This window comes from Nocardia cyriacigeorgica, from assembly GCF_029868385.1.
In the GTDB taxonomy this organism is placed as follows: Bacteria; Actinomycetota; Actinomycetes; order Mycobacteriales; family Mycobacteriaceae; genus Nocardia; species Nocardia cyriacigeorgica_F.
The window spans coordinates 118,900-139,807 of record NZ_JARWNX010000026.1; the positions used below are offsets into that span (position 1 = coordinate 118,900).

Sequence of the window (20,908 nt, forward strand, 5' to 3'; positions counted from 1 at the left end):
GCGCGGCCGGACGTAGCCGGACACCAGACATAGCAGCCACGGCCGAGCGTCGCGTACACCAGCCAGGGCGACCGCTGGCGCCGTAGCGGACACCGCCAGACGTAACCCGGGCCCGCGAACGGATTTACCAGGCCCCGTATTCGGCGGTGAGCACGTTGTTCAGGTCGACGCCGATGCCGTCGATGGTGCGGTCGTCGATCTCGAACTGGTGCAGATGGGCCGCCGCGTTCACATGCCCCTCCGGTGTGCCCCAATCATGCTGCCAGTACCAGGAACCGAGGCCCGCGGCGACGGCGAGGTCGATGGTGGGTGAGTTCGCGTAGACCCCGGTGTTCTCTCGTCCGAGGACGGCGTGCCAGCCGAGCAGATAGGGCGCGATCATGGTGGCGAAGTCGGCGGCGGAGGGGTTGTCGTCGATCGAGGCGTAGATCGGCACGCCCTCGGGGCCACCGGCGGCCAGATGCAGTTCTAGGCCGCGTTCGGCATGGCGCTTGCCTGCTTCCAGGCCACCGCGCCAGTCGGCAGTGGGCCCTTTGCCGAACTGGTAGCAGGACACGATGGCCAGTCCGGCCGAGTCGAGGTCCTCGACTTCGGCGGCGCGCAGCGGTTTGCCTTCCATCCATTCGGCGCCGGGGCGTCGGTCGGAGACGTAGCGGATGACGCCGATATGGCCCGCGTCCCGGATGGCGGCGGCGGAGGGGACTCCGGCGGCGTAGTCGACGAGCGTGCCGAGGGAATCGGCGGCGGCCGGTGCGGCTTTGAGGGTGGTGGCTCCGAGCGAACCGACCACGGCCGCGGCGGCGGCATAGCCGAACAGATCACGCCGGGACAGAGATGAACGCATCGCAGGACTCCTTCGCGCCCCCCGACCGGCACTGGCAAGCGTGCCCGGCGCACCTTCCCCAAGTGTCACTCGCGCGCCGGGGGCCTCGAACGTGAACTCATTTCACCACATTCACATACGAATCGCCAGACTCACCGGGCACTTTCACCACTTCCGCCACAGCGGTATCGTTCAGACGGTGCCGTCGATGCGCGCGGCCACATCGATCGTGCGTCCGGCCGGGTCGGCCAGTTCCTTGCGCACGACCTGCGCGACCTGCGCGATGACCTGTTTGCGGATACCGGCCAGCACGCCGAGGGTGGCCGCGCGCATACCGACCGCGCTGAACTCGAGCCGGATATCGCCGCGGTCCGGCGGCGGCACATCGATGACGATCAGCAGCGGATCGGCTGCTCGCGCGGTGAGTACCAGCGGTATGCGCACATCGGCGCGGTAGCGGTTGGCCTTGAGCACATCGACGGTGATGTCGAGCCACACCGGCAGCAGCAGATCGAAGACGACCTCGGACCGATCGGGGTCGGTGCGCGGCCGTTCGGTGAGTTCGGGCAGTCGCACGGCGCCGCGCACGGTCACCGTCGCCGAGTCCCGTGGCCCGGTGCGCAACGGCCCCACCTCGATCGGGCGGCCGGACAGGCCCCGCACCACATCGAAAACACGGTCGCGGGTGACGATCAGCGGGAAGAACCGGTGGCCGAACTCGTCGTAGCCGATCCATTCGAATTCAGCGGCCCCGCGATGCGGCGACGGCGTACCGGCGACCATCGATTCCACGTCGAAGACCCGTGAACGCACTGCCTGCGGGTCGGCGAGCATGGCGTTGACGCGGTTTGCGACCTCGCGTTGCAGCACTCCGGCCACCGGGTCCAGCAGCCATTCACCGGCGGAGTCCACGGCCTGCGCACGCAACACCACGCTGACGTCCGCGGGCCGGATGGGCGGAATATCGATGACGATGAGCAGCGGCGCCGCGGTGCGCGCGTGCAGGGTCATATCGATCGCGACGACCGTCTCCAGGCGCAGTTTCTTGCCACCGAGCAGCACTTTCACCGCCAGCGAGACCGGAACCCGCATCTCGAAGGTGACGTGTGGTCCGCTGCGAACCACCACCGGTCGGCCCACTTTGCCCTCGGCGACCAAACCGGCCAGACCGGCGGGCCCCACCGAGAACGGACCGAATTTCATGCCCTTACCGGCGATACCGGCGACCGCGGCCTCGATCCGGTCGGTCGTCACCGCATGGGTGACGAAACGTTCGCCGAATTCGGCGTAGTCGATCCAGGACGGACCCTTGCGCGCGTGCTCTATCGGCTGCATAAGACGTTCCGAAACCCTCACCTCCAACGGACTGTTCGACACGCTACGCGATGTGGGTGACCAGCAGACCGCACGTGGGTGACGGCCATGTCATGAGATGAGTGATCCCCGTCCTGCCGATGAGGGGACAGCAGGACAGGGATCGGCGGTGGCGCTGCCGGGCGCCTCCGCGGTACATGCTAGGCGGCGATACCGTCGGCGACGAGCCCTTCTTTGTGTCCGAAGCACTTTCGCGCGCCCCGATTCGCCGCCAGCGCACTCGACCGGCTCAGATCCGGCCGTAGCCGACCACGCCCGGCACCTCGGCGACGGCGAAACGATGCATGCTCACCGCACCGAATTCATTCCCACCGATGGTGGTCACCACGCCGTCGTCGGTGGTCAGCACGATATTGGTGTGCTGGGTGAAGGGGCTGCCATCGCTGTAGAGCAGCACATCGCCGGTGCGCGGCAGGTATCCGGCCTCGAACGGGACGAACCGGCCCGCGCCCTGGTAGTACTCCTGCAATGTGTACACACCGGGGATCCGCCACGACCCCGAGTTCGGATTGGCCAGCGGCAGGCCCGCTTCGCGCATGACCCAGCTGACGAAATCGGCGCACCACGGCTCGGTCACGCCTTCGGCGTATTTCGGCCCGTCCCCCGGATCGGCGAACTCCTGCCGCAACACCGCGACCACCGCGGCCTGTCCCGGGTCCAGTGCCGTCGTATCGATCTCGGGGAATTCGGTGATCCGCTCCCCGACGACCGCAGGGCCGGGGCCCCGCTCCTGCCACCACCACACCCCGGCCACGCCCGCGACGATCGCCAGGACGACCACCGATCCGATGATCACCCACCCGAGTCCCCGTCGATCCGTTCGCATCGGCGTCGATGCTGTTCCCCGCTCCGCCATATCGGCTCCATTCGTTCGCGAGCCGATTCGGCTCTCGAACTGTTAGACGTACCGACGGGCCCGCGGGTTCCCGGCCGTGGTCGACGAGGGCCGCGGCTCGGCTCATGCCGAGACGGCTGCGCCCTTCTTCTCCTTGATCGGGATCAGCGCGGTCAGCACGATGGCGAGCACCGCCGCCGCCATGGAGATCAGGAAGGCGGTGTGGAATCCGTCGCGGGAAGGCAGGACGTGGCTGCCGAGCGAGATCGTCATATGGGCGAGCACCACGCTCATCACCGCCGCCGAGGTGGAGGTACCGATGGACCGCATCAGCGAGTTGAGTCCGTTGGCGGCCGCGGTCTCACTGATCGGCACCGCGCCCATGATCAGCGCGGGCATGGCGGCGTAGGCCAGGCCGACACCACCGGCCACGATGACCCCGGCCAGCGCGATCTGCCAGACGCTGTTCATCAGCGCCAGCGCGCACAGGTACCCGACGGCGATGACGGCCGATCCCACCGCCAGCGTGAACTTCGGTCCACGAGCCGCCGACAGCCGTGCCGACACCGGCGACAGCAGCATCATCACCAAACCACCGGGCGCCAGCGCCAATCCGGCCTGCACCATCGACAGACCGAATCCGTATCCGGTCTCCTCCGGCGCCATCAGCAGCTGCGGAAAGGTCAGCGACATGCCGTAGAGCGCGAACCCGACCGCCACCGACGCGATATTGGTGAACAGCACCCGCGGCCGCGCGGACACCCGCAGGTCGACCAGCGGGGAACGCTGCCGCAGTTCGAAGGCGCCCCAGGCCAGGAACACCAGCACCGACACCGCGAACAAGCTCAGGATCGTTGCGCTGCCCCAACCCCAGTCGGCGCCCTTGCTGATCGCGATCAGCAGCGCCAGCAATGCGATCGACAGTCCGACGGCACCGCCGAAATCGAACCGGCCCGGCGTACGCACCGGCGATTCCGGGACGAATACGACCACCGCGAGCAGGCAGAGCAGACCGAGACCGGCCGAGATCCAGAACAGCATGTGCCAATCGGCGTTCTGCGCGATGAAGGCGGAGAACGGCAGTCCGATCGCACCGCCGACACCGAGGGTCGCGCTGATGGTCGCCATTGCCGCGCCCACACGTTCCGGCGGCAGCTCATCACGCATGATGCTGATGCCGAGTGGGATCGCGCCGACGGCCATGCCCTGGAGCGAGCGTCCGACGATGGCAGGGAGCAGCGCCGTCGACAGCGCGCAGATGATCGAACCGAGGATCATCGCGCCCAGATTCACGAACAGCACCCGGCGCTTGCCGAACATATCGCCGAGCCTGCCGCTGATCGGCGTAGAGACCGCACCGGCGAGCAGCGTCGCGGTGACGACCCAGGCCGCATTGGACGCGGAGGTGTTCAGATAGCCGGGCAGCGCCGGAATGATCGGGATGACCAGCGTCTGCATCAACGAGACGACGACACCCACCGTCGAGAGTGTCGCAATGAGGACAGCGGGCGCGGGTGTGCGCCGGTTGTCGGTCGTGTTCGAAGACACGTCGGCTACAGCGGTCATGAATGTGCACGGTACATACGATGTGCATGGTGCACAATTTGTTATTCCGGTGACCGGGCGACATAGTGTTGGCCATGTCCGATTCGGGTGATTTCGGTTCGGCGGTGGAGCAACCGCTGTCGCGGCTGTCGTTCGAGCTGACCCTGCTGTCCCGCCATACCCCCGCGTCGAGCCGTCACCCCCGCTTTCAGCTGGACCGCTCGGCGTTCCTGATCCTGACCCGGCTCGACCTCGGCTGCCCGTTGAGCCTTCGCGAACTGGCCGAGGCGCTACGCCTGGACATCTCGACGGTCAACCGGCAGGTCGGCGCGATGCTCGAACAAGGATTGGTGGAGCGGGTGCCCGATCCGGACGGCGGTGTCGCGCGCAAGGTCCGCCCGAGCGATAAAGGGGCGAAGCTGCTCGCCGCCGACCGCACCGTCGGCCGCGACGGCATCGGCCGGGTGGTGGCCGATTGGCCCGCCGAGGACGTCGAGCAGCTGCACCGGCTCATCACCCGGTTCAACCAGTCGGTCGAACGCCTGGAGGGCAATCCCTGGCCGCGGCCCGCCCGCTGAATCACGCACCGCGAACGTCGAATACCGCGCGACGTAGCGTCCGGTCGATACACTGACCCGCGACGGGCGAGGATTCGGGGAGGCGGAAACTCTGGATACGCTGTGGACTTTCGTGGTGAACCGGCGCCACCAGTTGCTCACCGACTCCTATCTGCATGTGTCGGCGGTCGTGCAATCGGTGCTGCTCGGCGCGATCGTCGCGGTGGCGATCGGTGTGCTGGTCTACCGCAGTCCACTGGGTTCCTCGGTGGCCACCGCCGCGGCGAGCACCATTCTCACGATTCCCTCCTTCGCCCTGCTCGGCCTGCTGATTCCACTGCTGGGACTCGGTGTCGCACCGACCATCACCGCGATGGTGCTGTACGCGCTGCTGCCGATCCTGCGCAACACCATCGTCGGGCTCGCCGCCGTGGATCCGGCGATCACCGATGCGGCGCGCGGCGTCGGCATGAACCGCCTGCGGGTGCTGGCCCGGATCGAACTGCCGCTGGCCTGGCCCGCCGTGCTCACCGGAATCCGTATCAGCACCCAGATGCTCATGGGCATCCTCGCCATCGCCGCCTACGCCAAGGGGCCGGGGCTGGGCAATCTGATCTTTTCCGGTCTGTCCCGGCTCGGCACGCCGAATGCGGTGCCGCAGGCCTTGACCGGCACCGTGCTCATCGTGGCACTGGCGCTGGTGCTGGATGGTCTGCTGCTGCTCCTCGGCCGAATCACCACGTCGAAAGGGATCCGTGTCTGACTCCGAACCCGTATCCGGTGTCGAGATCGTCCTCGACTCGGTCACCAAACGCTATGGCGACCAGCAGCAACCGGCGGTCGACAATGTCAGCATGACGATTCCGGCCGGCGAGATCGTGGTCCTGGTCGGGCCGTCCGGCTGCGGTAAGACCACCACCATGCGGATGATCAACCGGTTGATCGAACCGACCTCGGGCACCATCACCATCGGCGGCGAGGACGCGCTGTCGATCGATCCCGACCGATTGCGCCGCGGCATCGGTTATTCCATCCAGCAGGCCGGGCTCTTCCCGCATATGACCGTCGCCAAGAACATCGCGACCGTGCCGGGGCTGATCGGCTGGGACCGCAAGCGGATCGCGGCGCGCACCGACGAAATGCTCGAACTGGTCGGCCTGGACCCGGACACCTACCGCACCAGATATCCGCGCCAACTCTCCGGCGGCCAGCAGCAGCGGGTCGGGGTGGGCGCGGGCACTGGCGGCGGATCCGCCGGTGCTGTTGATGGACGAGCCGTTCGGCGCCGTCGACCCGATCACCCGCGGGTTGTTACAGGACGAGCTGATGCGGCTGCAATCGGAACTGCGTAAGACGATCGTGTTCGTCACCCACGATTTCAACGAGGCCGTCAAACTCGGCGATCGGATCGCGGTGCTGGGCAATCACTCCCGGATCCTCCAGTACGACACACCGGCGGCGATCCTGGCCGATCCGGCCGATGACACCGTCGCCGGTTTCGTCGGCGCCGACGCCTCGCTCAAACAGCTCACCCTCACCCGTGTCCGCGATGTGGAACGCGGAGAGTGTCCGACCGCCGCCGAGGACGTCTCTGTCGATCGGCTGCGCGGGGAGCTGGCGGGCCGCGACTGGCCGTGGGCGCTGATCCTCGACGGGCAGCAGCGTCCACTGCGCTGGGTATCGACACCGCAACTCGCGCATGCGGATTCGCTGCGCGAGGTCGGGAGTCCGGTGGGCGAACTGGTGTCGCTGCAATCGACCTTGCAGGACGCCTTGGAGGCGCTGCTGGCGGAGAGCACGGCGACTGCCGTCGTGACCGGGCGGCGCGGCGAATACGCCGGGCTGATCACCATCGACACCCTGGTCGGGCATCTGGCCCGGATGCGTGCCGAGCACGCGAACGGCGAGGTACGCCCGCATTCGGCCGACGACACTCCGCCCCGGCCGGTCGGCGCGACCACCGACGACACCGGCGCGGACAACGACAAGGGCGGCGTGTGATGCCGGGCCGCACCGCCGACGCGGGCAGCCCGTCATGACAGCGACCACCGCGCCCGCGCCGGGCCGCCCGACGTCTCCGGCTGCCGAACGCCGGGCCGAGCGGTTGCGGCTGCTGGTCCAGCCCGCGCTCGTGCTGCTCCTGGCGGCGGGCGTGTTGATCTGGGCCTTCAACCGCGATCTCACGCTCACCCAGCAGGCCAGTCTGAACGCTTCGAATATCGCGACGGTGACCTGGCAGCATGTGCTGATCACGGTGACCGTGGTGCTGATCGTCGTCGTAGTCGCGGTGCCGCTCGGCACGCTGCTGTCGCGTCCGCGGTATCGCCGACTCGCACCCTTGTTCGTCGGCATCGCCAATATCGGCGCCGCCGCACCGGCCATCGGCCTGATCGTGCTGTTCTATCTGGTCACCAAGACCACGGGGTTCTGGATCGGTGTCGCACCGATCGCGTTCTATTCGCTACTTCCGGTGCTGCGCAATACGATTCTGGGCTATCAGCAGGTGGATCGGACGCTCATCGATGCGGGCCGCGGACAGGGCATGTCGACGCTGACGGTATTGCGCCGCATCGAATTCCCGCTCGCCGTGCCTTATATCCTGGCCGGTCTGCGCACTTCGCTGGTGCTCGCGGTCGGCACCGCGACCCTGTCGTTCCTGGTGAGTGCCGGTGGTCTCGGCATCCTCATCGATACCGGATACAAGTTGCGCGACAATGTGACGCTGGTCGTCGGCGCTGTGCTCGCCGTCGCGCTCGCACTGCTGGTCGATTGGCTGGGGGCGCTGGCCGAAGAGTTTCTCGGGCCGCGGGGGTTGACATGAGTTCCGCGGGCACAGATGTCGCGGGACTCGGCCGATACGAACGCCGCGGCCGGTGGCGCGTTCTGCCGCGGGTGGTCACGGCGTCACGCAACGACACGCCTGATAGTCGGCTCCCCTGCCCCGCGCATATCGGTCACGGCGGGCGGATCTTCCTCTTGATATCCGCTGCGATCCTGCTGCTCACCGGATGTGGGTTGGAGGCGGGTAGCGCTGTTCCCCTGCGCGTCGGACCCGGCAGTATCCAACCCGTCCCGGCGCTGAAAGGCGTGCCGATCACGGTGGGCTCCAAGGATTTCACCGAGCAGAACATCCTCGGCTATCTCATCGAATTCGCCATGGTCGCGGCAGGTGCCGATGTGCGGGATCTGACCGATATCCAAGGCTCGAACAGTCTGCGCGACGCCCAGTTGCACGGCCAGATCGATCTGGCCTACGACTACACCGGCACCGGCTGGATGAACTATCTCGGCAATGAGACCCCCGTTCCCGGTGAACTCGCACAGTTCGAAGCCGTCCGCGACGCCGATCTGGCCGCCCACGATATGGTCTGGGCCGCGATGGCGCCGATGAACAATACCTACGCGCTGGTCACCAATGCCGCCACCGCCGCCGACACCGGTGTGCGGACCCTCTCCGATTACGCCCGCCTGGTCGCCACCGATCCGGGACGGGCCGCCACCTGCGTGGGCACCGAATTCAATGTGCGCCAGGACGGTTTCCCCGGTATGGCGCGCAAATACGGCATCGACAACGATGCCGTGCAGAAACGCCTGGTCCAGGACGCCCTGGTCTACACCTCCGTCGCCGACGGCCGCCAATGCAGTTTCGGCTCCGTCGCCGCCACCGACGGCCGCATCCCCTCCCTCGGCCTGATCCTGCTCGACGACGATCAGCGCTTCTTCCCCACCTACAACGCGGCCCTGGTCATGCGCCGCGATTTCGCCGAAGCCCACCCCGAAGCCATCACCGTCATGGAACCCATCTCCGCCCTGCTCACCAACGAAACCATCACCGAACTCAACCGCCAGGTGGACGTCGACGGCCGCGAACCGGCGGACGTCGCCCGCGACTGGCTGGTCGCCGAAGGGTTCGTCACCGAGGGGTGATCCACTCCGGCGGGCCGTCATGGAATGCCTCTTGCCGCGCCGAGGCCGCCGCGCGACAATACGGTAGCGAGCCGAATCTCTGCTCGCCCACAGGATGCCCACCCGGTGTACGTTCGCACCCGGCGCCGCGGTGAGCTCGCCGGGACGCGAGCGTAATGCTCCCGGTCATGCGATGGGGCCCTGGTCCGATATGGGCTCCGATGGTCGAGTTGTTCCGCGGCAACCGAATCGAGCAGGCGATGACCGTCGATACCCGGTCCGGACGGTATCCGGACAAACCGTGTGATGACGATGATGATGGCAACGGAAGCGACAATGGCGTCCGTCCCAACCCGTGCTCTCCGGAGCAACCCGATCCATGCGGTTGCTCGCACCCGCCCGCACCGAGCACTCCAGGCACCGATCGGCCACCTCGGCCCAGGCCACGCCCCGACACCTGCTGTGCGCAGTTGATCGATCTGATCAATCAATTGACCGGCTCGGACCGGCCGGTGGGCGTGCACAAACCGAAACAACGACCGGCACGCAAAGTGCAGGCGATGTGCGACGCGCTCGGCACCGCCGACGCCATCGTCCCCGCGCTCGCGTTGCTGTGGGAGCGCTTCCGTGCGGGCGAGTCGGCGCGCAACGATTTCGAGAAGGCCGTTGCCGGCGTGTTCTCCAGCATCGACAAAGCAGATAAGGAGCAGCTCGATACCGCCTTCGCCGGATACCGAAAGCTTCGGGAAACCGGGAAGGCGGATTGCCTGTTCAGCGACTGCCTCGCCACGGCCGGAGCCGACGGTGCGATCGAGCGATCCTGGTTCGCAGAGGAATTCGTCCGCGAAGGTTTGCGAGTTGCCGGTCAGGCGTTCTTCCACAAATCGAACGGTGTGCTCGGCCCCGGACAGACGCGGTTGTGGGACAAAGCAGTCGCCCATGGACCCAACGGCAGCGGAGCGACGATCTACCAGGGGCCATGGCCGTGGCTGACCTCGATCGGCTATCCCTCCGGTAACGAAGAATTCGGCAACGTCGAGAGTTTCCGCCCGGTACCCGGCGGGCAGCATATCTGGCAGAACTACCAATATGCCCAGACCTGCACATATACACCGTCCCCCTCGGGTGCGATCGCCGCACATTGTGAGCGAAAGCATCCGCCGGTCGCCTCCGGTGCGTTCGCGTCGTATTGCGAGGGCGGTGCCAACTACACCAAAGGAAACGACTGTGTCCGGATACCGGCGACCACGCCCGGTGGATCGCTACGGCTCACCGGGTTCAATTTCATCACCCCCACGGTGACCGTCACACTGGCGCTCTCGACCGACCCATCGGTGCGGTGGGAGTCGAAATGCGCGGTATGGGGTGACCAGATGACCCCGCTGAAGGACGCGACCGATCACTATGTCGTCGACGAACGGGTTGCCGACTGCGTCGATTTCCCGGTGCCGTCGTCGCATCCGACGATTCCCGGAGCGCCTGTTCCGGCAGGGATCTACCAGCTGACGGTCACGGTCGACAATGTCACCAAAGCCATCTTCGACGGCTCGGTCGCCACAACGCTGGAATCGAATACGCTGCTACTCCGCATCGAGGCGGATCCGAAGATCGCGTACGCCATGTGGAGCCAGAGCGGTCGCTGCAACCGGGAAACCGCCGGAATGGGTGATGACGAGATCTGGTGGGACGCATTCATCGGGCATATCGTGCCGAACTCCGTCCCGGTGTCGGCAGCTGGCGGCCCGATGATGACGCTGACCACCGAGCGCAGGTCGTTCCCGCGTGGGCCGTGGGCCGATATGGATGACAACGAAGCGGCCGGTAGCTACAACTCCACGGTCTGGGGCCCGGCTTCGTTCGAACTGTACGGCGTCGCCGCGATCGCGATGATCGGATTCGAGGTCGATAGCGAGCAGGCGGCCAGAGATCAGCTCCACGGCTTCTGGAACGCGTGGGGTGAGGCGCTGATGGGCATCGCCAATGTCGCGCTCGCGGCCGAAGGTACTGCCATCGGTCTGGCCGAACTCGGCGCGAAAGCTGGGCTGGTGACGGCCGGACTAGCCTTCAGCGTCGCGCTCATCGCCGCCGCTGTCATCGCGGCCATAACCTTGATCGCGACAGCACTGTGGGCCGCGTGGGCGCCGGCCGACCTCATCGCGATGGACCTGTTCGCTCTGGATGCGCTCACCGCGTGGGATAGGACCGATCCGGCGAAACCGTTACCGCCGGTGGCATATCGACGCTGGGGTGATCCCAATGACGAGGACAATATCGTCACAGTCACCGAGCGCGCCGACCCGAAGATCCACGCCAGCGGTGATGCGGCAGCGACGTGGTTGCAGACGAATCAGTACGACACACCCGAAGACGGCGAGGACGCCAGCTACAGCCTCGAGTTCCGATTGGCCAGAAGCTGACCAGCCGGGTTGCTCTCAGCGGCGAGGGCCGCGAAACACAGAACGCGTACTCAGGCCTGGTGATCGCTGGATCGCCCGGAACCCTGCCCCTGCATACCCGCGACGAAACGGGTGAGCAGGTCGGCGAATTGGGCGCGTTCGGGGGTGGTCCAGCTGTGCATGGCCGAGGTGAAGGCATCGATGCGGCGTTGGTGGGCGGACTGGAGGACGGTCCGGCCGGTGGGGGTCACTGCGAGTAGGGAGCGGCGTCCGTCGGATTGGTCGGCGATGCGTTCGATATATCCGGCGTCGACGGCCGCGGCGACCAAGCGGCTGGCGCGTGGGCGGTCGACGGCGAGGCTATCGGCCACGAGGGAGACGGTGGGTTCGGGGACGGACGCGACCACATCGAGGACATCGAAGGCCTGGCCTGCGGGTTCTCCCTCGGGTGCCAGGGTGCGGCGGGTCTGGCGGCGGCGGATCTCCACCATGGCGCGTTCGACTCGCTCGACGTCGTTCATGGGTGAAATGGTAGCGCCGGACATCTAGTTGTAGAATTACAACTAAATCCGCACTCGGAAAGAGGTCCCTCATGCGTTATCTGCTCTGCGCCCTGGCCGTCCTCACCCTCACGGCCTGCGCATCGCCCCCGGAATCGGGCTCGGCCGCCACCACCCCACCACCCTCCGGCTCCAGTTCCGGCCCCGATCAGGACCGTATGATCGGCTTCCGCCTGAAGAGGCTGGATCAGCTGATCGAGACCACCTTCGATCGACTGCTCGGCAATGCCGGACTGAACCGCCGCGAATGGCAGACGCTCAACGTCATCAGCCGCGGCCCGGTCGATGACGCCCAGCTCACCGATGCCCTGCGCCCATTCTGGGAAGCCAACGGCGAGAAGGTGTCCGACGTGATCGAAAGTCTGGCCGTCCGCGACTGGATCCACCGCGACGCCGACGGGTGGTACGCGATGACGGCCGCCGGTCGCGATGTGCACGCGGCGGCAGCGAACGAGGTCGGTGGCCTGCGCGATCTGATGGCGGAGGGGGTCGGCGCCGAAGAGTTCGCGCAGATGATGGACGTGCTCGGGCGCATGACCGTCAACCTGGAGAAGGCCACACCGACCACCGGCAAGTGAGCCGCTGGGCGTCACCGGAAGTAGGACGCGTAATCGCTGAACGGCACCTGGCCGGTGGGGCTCGATTCGATGGCGTCGGCGACCTCGGCCGGTATGGGAGCCCAGTAAGCGGGCATCGAGGCAGCCATGGACGGGTTCAATATGTAGATCAGGGCGAAGTTCACGATCCACAGCGGCGGTGCCATCGACATGCCGACCCGGGTGCTCACTCCGCCCTTGGTGTTGGTCACCAGTTGCGCCGCACCCGACATCTGTTGTGCGGCAAAGCCGTAGACGGCTTGCACGGTATAGGCCGATCGGTAGAGCGCCGCGAGGGATCGCCACGCGCGTTGTTGCGCAACCAGGTGCCGACATAGCCGCCGGGCGCGATCAACGTGTTCACCTGTCTGGTCGGCGCGTCCGCGTTGGCCGGGCTCTCCAGCAGTCCACCGGGATTCACAATGCCAGCACCGGGAGGAGCGCGCGGCGGGCGCCCGATCCGCCGACGCGCCGGGCACGCGGACGATGTGCTGTGCATATGTCGACCTCTCAGAGCACCGTCGGATGAGGTAACACCGGCTTCAGGTCAGTCAAAGCCGCGACCGGCGCGGTGTCAAGACCCGTCGGTCAGCGCCGGAGCCGGTCCAGGAAGGCGCTCAGGTTCTCGCGGACCCGTTCGATCTTGTCCTCGGCGCTCAGGTCCTCGCGGTAGCGGCTGCCGAGCGCGGGCCGCTTCTTACCGCGCGCGTACAGCGAGCACGCCAGATCGGTGCACATATAGGTGCCGACCGAGTTGCCGCGACGACCCGATTCGCCCGCCTTGTGCGCGGTCAGCAGCGAGACACCGCCACCGGTGTGCGTGGTGAGGCAGATCGTGCACATCTGCGCGCGGCCCGACCCACCGGTCTCATACCGGAACGCGACGCCGACGAGGCGTTCGTCGTCGGGAGTGACGAGATAGCAGCGGCCGGGGAACGACGGATCACTCCAGCCGAGGAAGTCCAGATCGTCCCACGGTCGCTGGTCCAGATCGCGCGGGACGGGTAACCGCTTGGCCTCTCCTTTGGAGCAATTGATGAACGACGACCTGATGTCGCGTTCGGTGACGGGCTCCATGGCGGCGCCTCCTCGGGTCGTGGTCGGCAAACCGGTCAGACGTTAGGGGACCCGCACCGCCGCCGACAACCGGTTTTCACGCAGAGCCATCTCGGTCCGCGCTGGTCACCGTCTGCGCCGGGCGCGTGAAATCGCCGGGTCACCGCACCCACTTGGTTACACTCGGCGGCACGGGTGTCCCAGACGAGGCGGTGGCTCATGGCGTTCGCGTTCTCTGCACGGTGGGTCGCGGCGGTGGGCGCGCTGCTCGCGATCACGACGGCCTGTGGATCCTCCGAGGAGGACTCGGGCCCGGCCACACAGCTGGCCACCACCACTCAGGCGGGACCGGCGGCCGAGTCGGCGCCGGAGGGCCCGAGCCCGTCCGCGATCACCGCGGCAACCACCACCGCGTCGGATACGGCGACCGAGGTCGTCGCCCTCACCGCCGTCGACGCCACGGGTCTGCCCGTCGACGGATTCACCGTGATCAGCCCCGACCCCTTCGGCACCCTGAACTGCCGCGACGCCACCGCCAGTTTCTCCGCTTCCACCGCGGGCATCTACCACTGCGGCGCCTCCGCCGACGCCGCCGACGTCTGCTGGCCGACACCGGCGATGAACGAACTGCTGTGCGCCAACGACCCGTGGAAACGCGAACTCCGCCGGTACACCGTCGACCCGCCGCTCGAACCCATCGGCGCCACCGAATCCCCCGAGCCCTGGGCCCTCGAACTCGCCGACGGGCGGCAATGCCGGATCCGGGTCGGCGGTGCGTGGGGCGGCCGGTCCGACGGCATGGTCGGCGCGTATTCGTGCACCGGCGGCTCGGAGGTCGTCCTCCAGGACGCCGACGCCCGCACCTCCATCGACAAATCCTCCGACACCTGGCAGGTGGCGATGGGCGAGCTCGGCGCGGGCGCACCCGACTTCCCACCACCCACCATGGTGGACGTGCGCACCGCGTATTTCGCGGCGGCCGCGAACTGACCGGAACCCGCTGCGGGCCGCGATATCTCGGTCTCGGTGCGCTCCCGCATGATTCTTACTTCCTGTTCTCAGGGGTCGATCAGACGTACCGAGGACGACGTCCGAGGGCGCCGAGCGCGACCGACGGGGAGGCTGCGGGATCGCCCTGCGGCAGCCACGCACGGGCAGCCAGGGTGCACGCGGCGAACATGGCAGGCATGGCCCCCTTGTCGGCACCGTCACCGACGGCGAGATGTGAGGCGGCAGCACCGCCGTAGACGAAGACCAGTCCCGCATACGCCCATTCTTTGGTCCGCGGATGGCCAGGGGTGAGGATCGCGGCGAGGGCGGCGGCTTTGGCGGTGCCGAGTACCGTCGCGAAGTACATGGGGTAGCCGAGATGATCGAATGCTTCACGGACATAGGAGATCCGGGCGAGATCCCAATACGAGCCGACGGCGGTTTCGACCACGACCGCGGTGACCGGAATCCAGCGGGCAAGTTTCAGTGCGCGCGTCATCGAGTGGCGAGTTTTCATATCACTCCCGGTGGTAGTTGTGGTCGGGTCACGCAGCTCGTGCGTGCCCGGAGCCGGTGGCCGCGCGGTGGACGGCCGCAGCCAACCGTGCGTTTTCCGGCGCGTTGAACGCGAAAGCCGCGCGACGACGGGTGTATCCGTAGGTGAGTCCGCTGTGCGGATCGACAAATCCGTCCGAACCCGCCGATCCCGCGTGCCCGAAGGCATGCACGCCGAGGAACTGGTGCACCAGTCCCTTGGCCTCGAAACCCAGCGTGTACGGCGCTTGTCCACGCACCAGATCAGTTCCACTGGAATGTATTTCGGAGATCACCTCGATGGTGTCCGCCGACAGCAACGGTGGCCGACCGTCGACACCGGAGACCGCCGCCGCGTACATCCGCGCCAACCCACGCGCACTGCCGACACCGCCGGCCGAGGCTTGGCCGAGCCGACGCAGCTGCGTATCGTTGGGCAAGGCCATCACATCCGCCGCGGTGAACCCGCGAGCGTTGAGGTTGTAGGAAATACCCGCCATCCCATGGGGATTGGGCGAATTCGCCGCGAAGGACACTTCCATTTCGGGCGTCGCCCGCCACGGCAGCACGGGCAGGAAGCGGTGGTCGAGTTCCTCCGGAAGGCCGAGATACACATCCAGCCCGTACGGGGCACGAATCCGCTGCTCGAACAGTTGCTGCACGGTGCTTCCGGTGACCGCACGTACCACCTCGCCGAGGATCGCGTACATGACGAATCCGCCGTACCCGTGCGCGGTGCGCGGTGCGAAACAGGGCCGCTGCCCGACCAGCCGTTCGGCGATGACGCGTTCGTCGGCGAGTTCGGCGACGGTGAATCCGCCGCCCGCGCCGATGACGCCTGCGCGGTGCACGAGCACATCACGCACGGTGATGTGCTCCTTACCCGCCGTGCCGAACCGCGGCCAGTACTCGGCGACGGTCTGATCGACGTCGAGGAGGCCGTCCTGGATCAGCAACGCCATCACCAGCCCTGCCGCGCCTTTGCTCGATGAATGCAAGCCCGTCAGCGTGGTGCCGGTGACCTCGGCCCCTGCCCACAGATCCACCACCTGCCGTCCACACAGGTAGGCGGCCAGCTGCGGACCCGACTGCCCGCCTTCCTCCTCGACGGCGGCGGTGAACTCGTCCCGTACCTGCTCGAACCCTTCGGCGACGGTGCCGTGGATCTCGATCGTGCTCATGGTGTCCCTTTCGGTGGCGGCCTCGATTCGGGATTCGGCGGCCGCTGGATCGTCTTCTGGTGCACTGACGTACGGCGGCGGAAAAACGTGACCGCAGGCGGATACGGTCACCTTTACCGTCGCCGGTTCGTCATCGGTATGTAGGACGGATCGAGGAGGACCTGTGAACGACGACCAATTCCTGGCGGACCGGTTCGAGGAGCACCGCACGCACCTGCGCTCGGTCGCCTATCGGATGCTCGGCTCGGTCACCGATGCCGATGACGCGGTGCAGGAGGCGTGGCTGCGCCTGGCTCGCACCGACACCACCGACGTCGACAACCTCGGTGGCTGGTTGACCACGGTCGTCGGGCGGGTCTGCCTCGACATGCTGCGCACGCGCAAGGTCAGACAGGAAGAGCCGCTGGAGATCGAGAACCTGCCCGATCCGGTGATCAGCGCGCCGTCGGGTCCCGACCCGGAGCACGAAGCCCTGCTCGCCGATTCAGTGGGAGTGGCGTTGCTGGCGGTGTTGGAGTCCGCGAGCCCCGCCGAACGGTTGGCCTTCGTACTGCACGATATGTTCGCCGTTCCGTACGAGCAGATCGCCCCCATCATCGACCGCACGCCACACACCGCCAAGAAGCTGGCCAGTCGGGCCCGCCGCCGCATCCAGGGCGAAGTGCCCGCGACCGGTACCGACGTACCCCGTCAGCGCCGCGTCGTCGATGCCTTCCTCGCCGCGGCTCGTGAGGGCGAATTCGAGGAACTGGTGCGCATCCTCGACCCCGATGTCGTACTGCGTGCCGACGCCGGTGACCTGCGCGTCATCCGCGGGCGTGCGGCCGTCGCCGGACAGGCCGAGACGTTCCAGCGCATGGCGACCCTGTGCGTCACCCATCCCGCCGTCATCAACGGCGGCGCGGGGCTGGTCAACACCATGGACGGTGGGCCCTGCTCGATCATGAGCTTCACCGTCGTCGGCGACCGCATCACCGTGATCGACATCCTGTCCGATCGAGAGCGGCTCACCGATCTGGATCTGAGTGCGGTGCTGGGATGAAGACGCGACTGCTCCGGTGCCGGGCTCCGGGCACTCGGCCGGGTCGAGCGCTGCGGCCGGGCATGGGCGCGCTTCTCGATCGAGCACCGGGCCTCTTCCGCCGGGTCGGCTGGCCCGAGCGGCGCGCCGACACCGCGCCGGTCAGTCGAACGGCGACCTGTCGATCGCACATCCGGTGTTCTTCGGCGGCAGCTGCCCGGTGAACAGGTAGTCCCGTTTGACCTGCTCCGCGCAGCTGCTCGGCACGTACATGCTGCTGTGGCCGGCGCCTTCGATCACCACCACCTGGGCGTCGGCCAGCTGTGCGGCGCCTGCGTAGGCGCCGGCCATCGGGGTCGCCGGGTCGAATCTGGTGTTGAGCACCAGGATCGGGGCGGCGGTGCGGCGGTTCCACGGGCCGGTGTATCGATCGACATCGTGGTTCGGCCAGAACGCGCACGTCATGCTGCTGAACACCGCGATCCGCCCGAAATACGGCACCCGCTGGTCTTCCGATACCGCGGCGCGGCTGTACATACCCGGGTCGGTCGGGACAGCACTGTCGCTGCATTGAATCGCGTGATATGCCTCGGTGCGGTTACCCGAGTACGACCGGTCGCGCGCGACCGGCAGCACACCGGGAATGGTTGTGCCCGCGTCGAACAGCTGTTGCAGGAGTAGCGCGAGTGCGGGGTAGTTGGATGATTGCGACAGGCTCGCCGCGGCCCCGATGATCGCCGAATAGGTCCACGCCTGGCCGTCGAAGCGGATGGGCGCCAGTCGAGCCCGCTCCGCCAGCACCGTCCATTTCACCCTCGGATCCCCGGCGGAGAAAGCGCACCGCGGGCCCGCCTCCGAACATTGCCTCAGGAATGCGTCGAAGGTGGCGGCGATCCCTGCGGCGACGTTCTGGCGAGCGTCCAACGGAACCGTTGTCCCTTGCGTTCCATGACCATTGGCGTTGCCGACGAAGTCCATCGACCCGTCGAATGCCATGGCCCTGACCCGGCTCGGGAACATGTTGGCATAGACCGCCCCGACCTGCGTTCCGTAGGAAATGCCGTGGTAACTGAGCTTCTCGTCACCCACCGCGCGGCGGAGGAGTTCCAGGTCACGTGCCGTGTCGGCAGTGGAGACATGGTCGAGAATCGGGCCGGCCTGCTGCGCGCATCGGTCGGCGAATTCCTTTGACCAGCCGAAGAATGCCGCTTCCTGCTCCGCGACGGCAGGCATCTCCGGCATAGCACCCAGAAATGCCAGCTGCTCGTCGTCGCTGGCGAAACAGTTCACCGGCGCACTGTTGCCCACGCCACGCGGATCCCAGGACACCACATCGAACCGGGCCCGCAGCTCCTCCGAGAACAGCCACGGCCATCGCCCGCGTTCCCGCAACCGCTCCACCCCGGACGGGCCCGGCCCACCGAAGTTCACGAACAACGTGCCGATCCGGCGTCCGGGATCGGTGGCGGGCAGTTTGATCACCGCGAGCTCGATCTGCTCACCTCGCGGCTGGCGATAATCCAACGGCACCCGTGCGGCCGAACATTCGAACCCGTCCGCACAATCGGACCAGTGCAGTGCGGGCGTTCCCGCCGCTTCGGCGAGCCGATCGATATACGGGTCGGCCCCCGTACCCGCGGACGCGGACACCGGCGACCCGAGCACACCGGCCCCGGCGACCAGCGCGGTAACCGCCACCCGGATCCAGCGAGAACTCGTGGTTCCCCACCGCAGAACCAATTGACAGCCCTCCCGCGCACAGATCACCGAACCAGGTGATCTTGTCACAGTGGGGCAGCACGATCAGTGCGGTGTTTGTCACCGCTGGTGACGAGTGCTCACCGGGGACAGAACGAACCGGTGCACGGCGGTTCCGGCTCTCCTGGGAGCGACTGCCAGGAGATGTGGACCGCCCCATTGGATTTCCCGGTGCCCGAAGTCCCCTGGTAGTAGCGCACATCCGTGGCATCGGGTTCGGCGTAGGAACGTCCGCCGCCACCACCTCCGCCGCCACCGGAATCACTGGCGACGCTCGCGCCGTGCCCGCGGCCACCGCCGTTGTATCCACCGCCGCCACCACCACCTGCACCGCCCTGGGAGCTGCCCGCCGGTGCGTCGGTGCCGTGTCCGCCATGTTTGGAGTTGTTGCATCCTCCGCCGGGATGACGTCCACCGCAGCCGCCGGAGCCGCCGTCGCCGATATCGGAGTTGCCGTCGCCGCTGTTGCCGTCGTGGCCCGGGTTCCCGCCTGCCCCACCGTCGCCGCCCGCGCCATCGCTCGCGCCGCTGTTGCCACCGGCGCCGCCGCCACCGCCCGCCACGACCAGATAGCTCTTGCCGACCGGCGCGTGGACGCCGCACGGGCTCATTGTCGACTCGACGGCAGTGGATCCGCCGCCACCAGCGCCGGAGGCACCGCCCGAACCTGGTGCCGTCCCGTGTCGGCCGCCGTGCCCGTCACCGAATCCGCCGTTGTCGTGTCCCCACTGGCCGACGGTCACGGCCAGCTCGGTGCCAGGGTTCACATCGACCGTCGCGGTGACGCCGCCACCGGCTCCACCGATGCCGGTATCACCGAAATGTCCACCCCCGCCGCCGACCGCGTCGATGGTCACCGAGGTGACTCCCGAAGGGACGCAGAAGAATTCGGTGTGCCCGCGGTACTCGAAGGTCTGGTATCCGATCTGTCCCGTCGTGACGACCACCGAGCCGTTGCCCGATTCCGTACTGGCGCTGAAGACAGGGTCGCGTACGCGATCGCCGTCGACATGCGACAGTCCACCCCCTCCGCCGTCGCCGCCACCGTTCAGGTTCTGCCCGCTGCCGAGCTTGCCGCCTTTGCCCGCGAGGTAGCCGCCACCACCGCCACCTCCGGCGCCACCCGGCGCGTACGGCGGTGTGCTCCCACCCGATGCACCCGCTTCGCCGTGCGTGGTGTGCAGACAGCCGCCGCATGCTTCGGGGCCGGAACTGTTGCCGCCGATCGCACCGGCCTGTGCCGGGTTGCCACCGTTGCCGCCCTCGCCACCGCGCCCGCCGTTGCCCTCGTGCGAGGAACCACCGCCACCACCGCCACCGCCCGCGACCACGAGCACCGTCTCCCCCGACATGATCGCCGTCGCACCGCCACCACCCCCACCATCGCCCGCGTTCGGCGCCGGTTGTTCACCCCGCGCACCGCCGCGGCCGTAACCCGACCGACCACCGTCGGCCCCACCCTCACACCCCACGTAGATGGTGAGCACCTCATGCGGTTGCACCGAGATCGTCCCGGTCGTCACACCCCCGAACCCACCCCGAGTCCCCTCACCGACGTTCTGCTGCCCCGACCCACCCTTGGCCAGCACCGACAACTCCCGCACACCATCGGGAACCCGATAGCTCTGCGCACTGTCACCATCACATCCGAACCGCTGACTCACCGGTGCCGCCTGCACCAGCGGCGGCGTAACAACAACTCCCCACGCGGCGGCCAACACAGCACAGCCAGCGATGGAGGAGATCCGCATACCCGACAACAAGCTGGACATGATT

The 20,908-nt window shown here is 67.4% G+C and carries 18 protein-coding genes and 2 pseudogenes; 9 read left to right on the forward strand and 11 right to left on the reverse strand.

Annotation, left to right across the window (positions count from 1 at the left end; genetic code table 11):
• Positions 1 to 124: 124 nt before the first annotated feature.
• The 4 genes from QH168_RS05180 to QH168_RS05195 all read right to left on the reverse strand — a co-directional run bounded on the left by QH168_RS05180 (position 125) and on the right by QH168_RS05195 (position 4,598).
• Positions 125 to 844: a DUF1906 domain-containing protein gene (locus tag QH168_RS05180; protein WP_280233275.1), complete on the reverse strand. Its 720-nt coding sequence runs from the start codon at positions 842 to 844 to the stop codon at positions 125 to 127.
• Positions 845 to 1,015: 171 nt separating this feature from the next.
• Positions 1,016 to 2,158, reverse strand: a complete 1,143-nt coding sequence (locus QH168_RS05185) for a hypothetical protein (protein WP_280233276.1) — start codon at positions 2,156 to 2,158, stop codon at positions 1,016 to 1,018.
• Positions 2,159 to 2,426: 268 nt separating this feature from the next.
• Positions 2,427 to 3,023, reverse strand: a complete 597-nt coding sequence (locus QH168_RS05190) for a CHAP domain-containing protein (protein ID WP_280233277.1) — start codon at positions 3,021 to 3,023, stop codon at positions 2,427 to 2,429.
• Between the two features lie 132 nt (positions 3,024 to 3,155).
• The gene (locus tag QH168_RS05195; protein ID WP_280233278.1) at positions 3,156 to 4,598 is read right to left on the reverse strand and encodes an MFS transporter; all 1,443 of its coding nucleotides are present in this window, start codon (positions 4,596 to 4,598) and stop codon (positions 3,156 to 3,158) included.
• 74 nt (positions 4,599 to 4,672) lie between these two features.
• On the opposite strand from QH168_RS05195, the gene QH168_RS05200 reads away from it, so the two are divergent.
• The 6 genes and pseudogenes from QH168_RS05200 to QH168_RS05225 all read left to right on the forward strand — a co-directional run bounded on the left by QH168_RS05200 (position 4,673) and on the right by QH168_RS05225 (position 11,457).
• On the forward strand, positions 4,673 to 5,155 hold the full coding sequence (locus QH168_RS05200) for a MarR family winged helix-turn-helix transcriptional regulator (RefSeq protein WP_280233280.1): 483 nt from the start codon (positions 4,673 to 4,675) through the stop codon (positions 5,153 to 5,155).
• A gap of 91 nt (positions 5,156 to 5,246) precedes the next feature.
• Entirely contained in the window at positions 5,247 to 5,897 is a 651-nt protein-coding gene (locus tag QH168_RS05205) for an ABC transporter permease (protein WP_280233311.1), read from the forward strand.
• A pseudogene (locus QH168_RS05210) lies at positions 5,842 to 7,135 on the forward strand (ABC transporter ATP-binding protein). Before QH168_RS05205 ends, QH168_RS05210 begins: the two are co-directional and overlap by 56 nt.
• A 34-nt stretch (positions 7,136 to 7,169) precedes the next feature.
• A complete protein-coding gene (locus tag QH168_RS05215; protein ID WP_280233281.1) occupies positions 7,170 to 7,955 on the forward strand; it encodes an ABC transporter permease in 786 nt (261 codons plus the stop codon).
• 155 nt (positions 7,956 to 8,110) lie between these two features.
• Positions 8,111 to 9,061 carry a glycine betaine ABC transporter substrate-binding protein gene (locus QH168_RS05220; protein WP_280233282.1) on the forward strand — a complete coding sequence of 317 codons (951 nt, stop codon included), beginning with the start codon at positions 8,111 to 8,113 and terminating at the stop codon, positions 9,059 to 9,061.
• Positions 9,062 to 9,510: 449 nt separating this feature from the next.
• Positions 9,511 to 11,457: a hypothetical protein gene (locus QH168_RS05225; RefSeq protein ID WP_280233283.1), complete on the forward strand. Its 1,947-nt coding sequence runs from the start codon at positions 9,511 to 9,513 to the stop codon at positions 11,455 to 11,457.
• Positions 11,458 to 11,507: 50 nt separating this feature from the next.
• On the opposite strand, the gene QH168_RS05230 is transcribed toward QH168_RS05225, so the two are convergent.
• A complete protein-coding gene (locus QH168_RS05230; RefSeq protein WP_280233284.1) occupies positions 11,508 to 11,957 on the reverse strand; it encodes a MarR family winged helix-turn-helix transcriptional regulator in 450 nt (149 codons plus the stop codon).
• Between the two features lie 71 nt (positions 11,958 to 12,028).
• Here QH168_RS05230 and QH168_RS05235 point away from each other — a divergent pair, with 71 nt between their 5' ends.
• Positions 12,029 to 12,574 carry a MarR family winged helix-turn-helix transcriptional regulator gene (locus QH168_RS05235; RefSeq protein WP_280233285.1) on the forward strand — a complete coding sequence of 182 codons (546 nt, stop codon included), beginning with the start codon at positions 12,029 to 12,031 and terminating at the stop codon, positions 12,572 to 12,574.
• Between the two features lie 11 nt (positions 12,575 to 12,585).
• Here QH168_RS05235 and QH168_RS05240 read toward each other — a convergent pair.
• A pseudogene (locus tag QH168_RS05240) lies at positions 12,586 to 13,013 on the reverse strand (hypothetical protein); the annotation flags it as partial.
• A gap of 167 nt (positions 13,014 to 13,180) precedes the next feature.
• On the reverse strand, positions 13,181 to 13,669 hold the full coding sequence (locus tag QH168_RS05245) for an FBP domain-containing protein (RefSeq protein ID WP_280233286.1): 489 nt from the start codon (positions 13,667 to 13,669) through the stop codon (positions 13,181 to 13,183).
• 198 nt (positions 13,670 to 13,867) lie between these two features.
• Between QH168_RS05245 and QH168_RS05250 the strand changes: the two genes are divergently transcribed.
• Entirely contained in the window at positions 13,868 to 14,638 is a 771-nt protein-coding gene (locus QH168_RS05250) for a hypothetical protein (protein WP_280233287.1), read from the forward strand.
• Positions 14,639 to 14,717: 79 nt separating this feature from the next.
• On the opposite strand, the gene QH168_RS05255 is transcribed toward QH168_RS05250, so the two are convergent.
• Both QH168_RS05255 and QH168_RS05260 read right to left on the reverse strand, forming a co-directional pair.
• Positions 14,718 to 15,137, reverse strand: coding sequence for a DoxX family protein (locus QH168_RS05255; protein ID WP_280233288.1), 420 nt, complete (start codon positions 15,135 to 15,137; stop codon positions 14,718 to 14,720).
• Positions 15,138 to 15,183: 46 nt separating this feature from the next.
• A complete protein-coding gene (locus QH168_RS05260; RefSeq protein ID WP_280233289.1) occupies positions 15,184 to 16,353 on the reverse strand; it encodes a serine hydrolase domain-containing protein in 1,170 nt (389 codons plus the stop codon).
• Between the two features lie 163 nt (positions 16,354 to 16,516).
• Between QH168_RS05260 and QH168_RS05265 the strand changes: the two genes are divergently transcribed.
• Complete coding sequence (locus tag QH168_RS05265; RefSeq protein ID WP_280233290.1) at positions 16,517 to 17,395, forward strand: sigma-70 family RNA polymerase sigma factor; 879 nt, start codon at positions 16,517 to 16,519, stop codon at positions 17,393 to 17,395.
• A gap of 141 nt (positions 17,396 to 17,536) precedes the next feature.
• Here QH168_RS05265 and QH168_RS05270 read toward each other — a convergent pair whose 3' ends face one another.
• A complete protein-coding gene (locus QH168_RS05270; RefSeq protein WP_280233291.1) occupies positions 17,537 to 19,072 on the reverse strand; it encodes an alpha/beta hydrolase in 1,536 nt (511 codons plus the stop codon).
• A 140-nt stretch (positions 19,073 to 19,212) separates the two neighbouring features.
• Positions 19,213 to 20,904 (reverse strand): hypothetical protein, encoded by a 1,692-nt coding sequence (locus QH168_RS05275; protein ID WP_280233292.1) that lies wholly within the window; start codon positions 20,902 to 20,904, stop codon positions 19,213 to 19,215.
• Between the last annotated feature and the right edge of the window lie 4 nt (positions 20,905 to 20,908).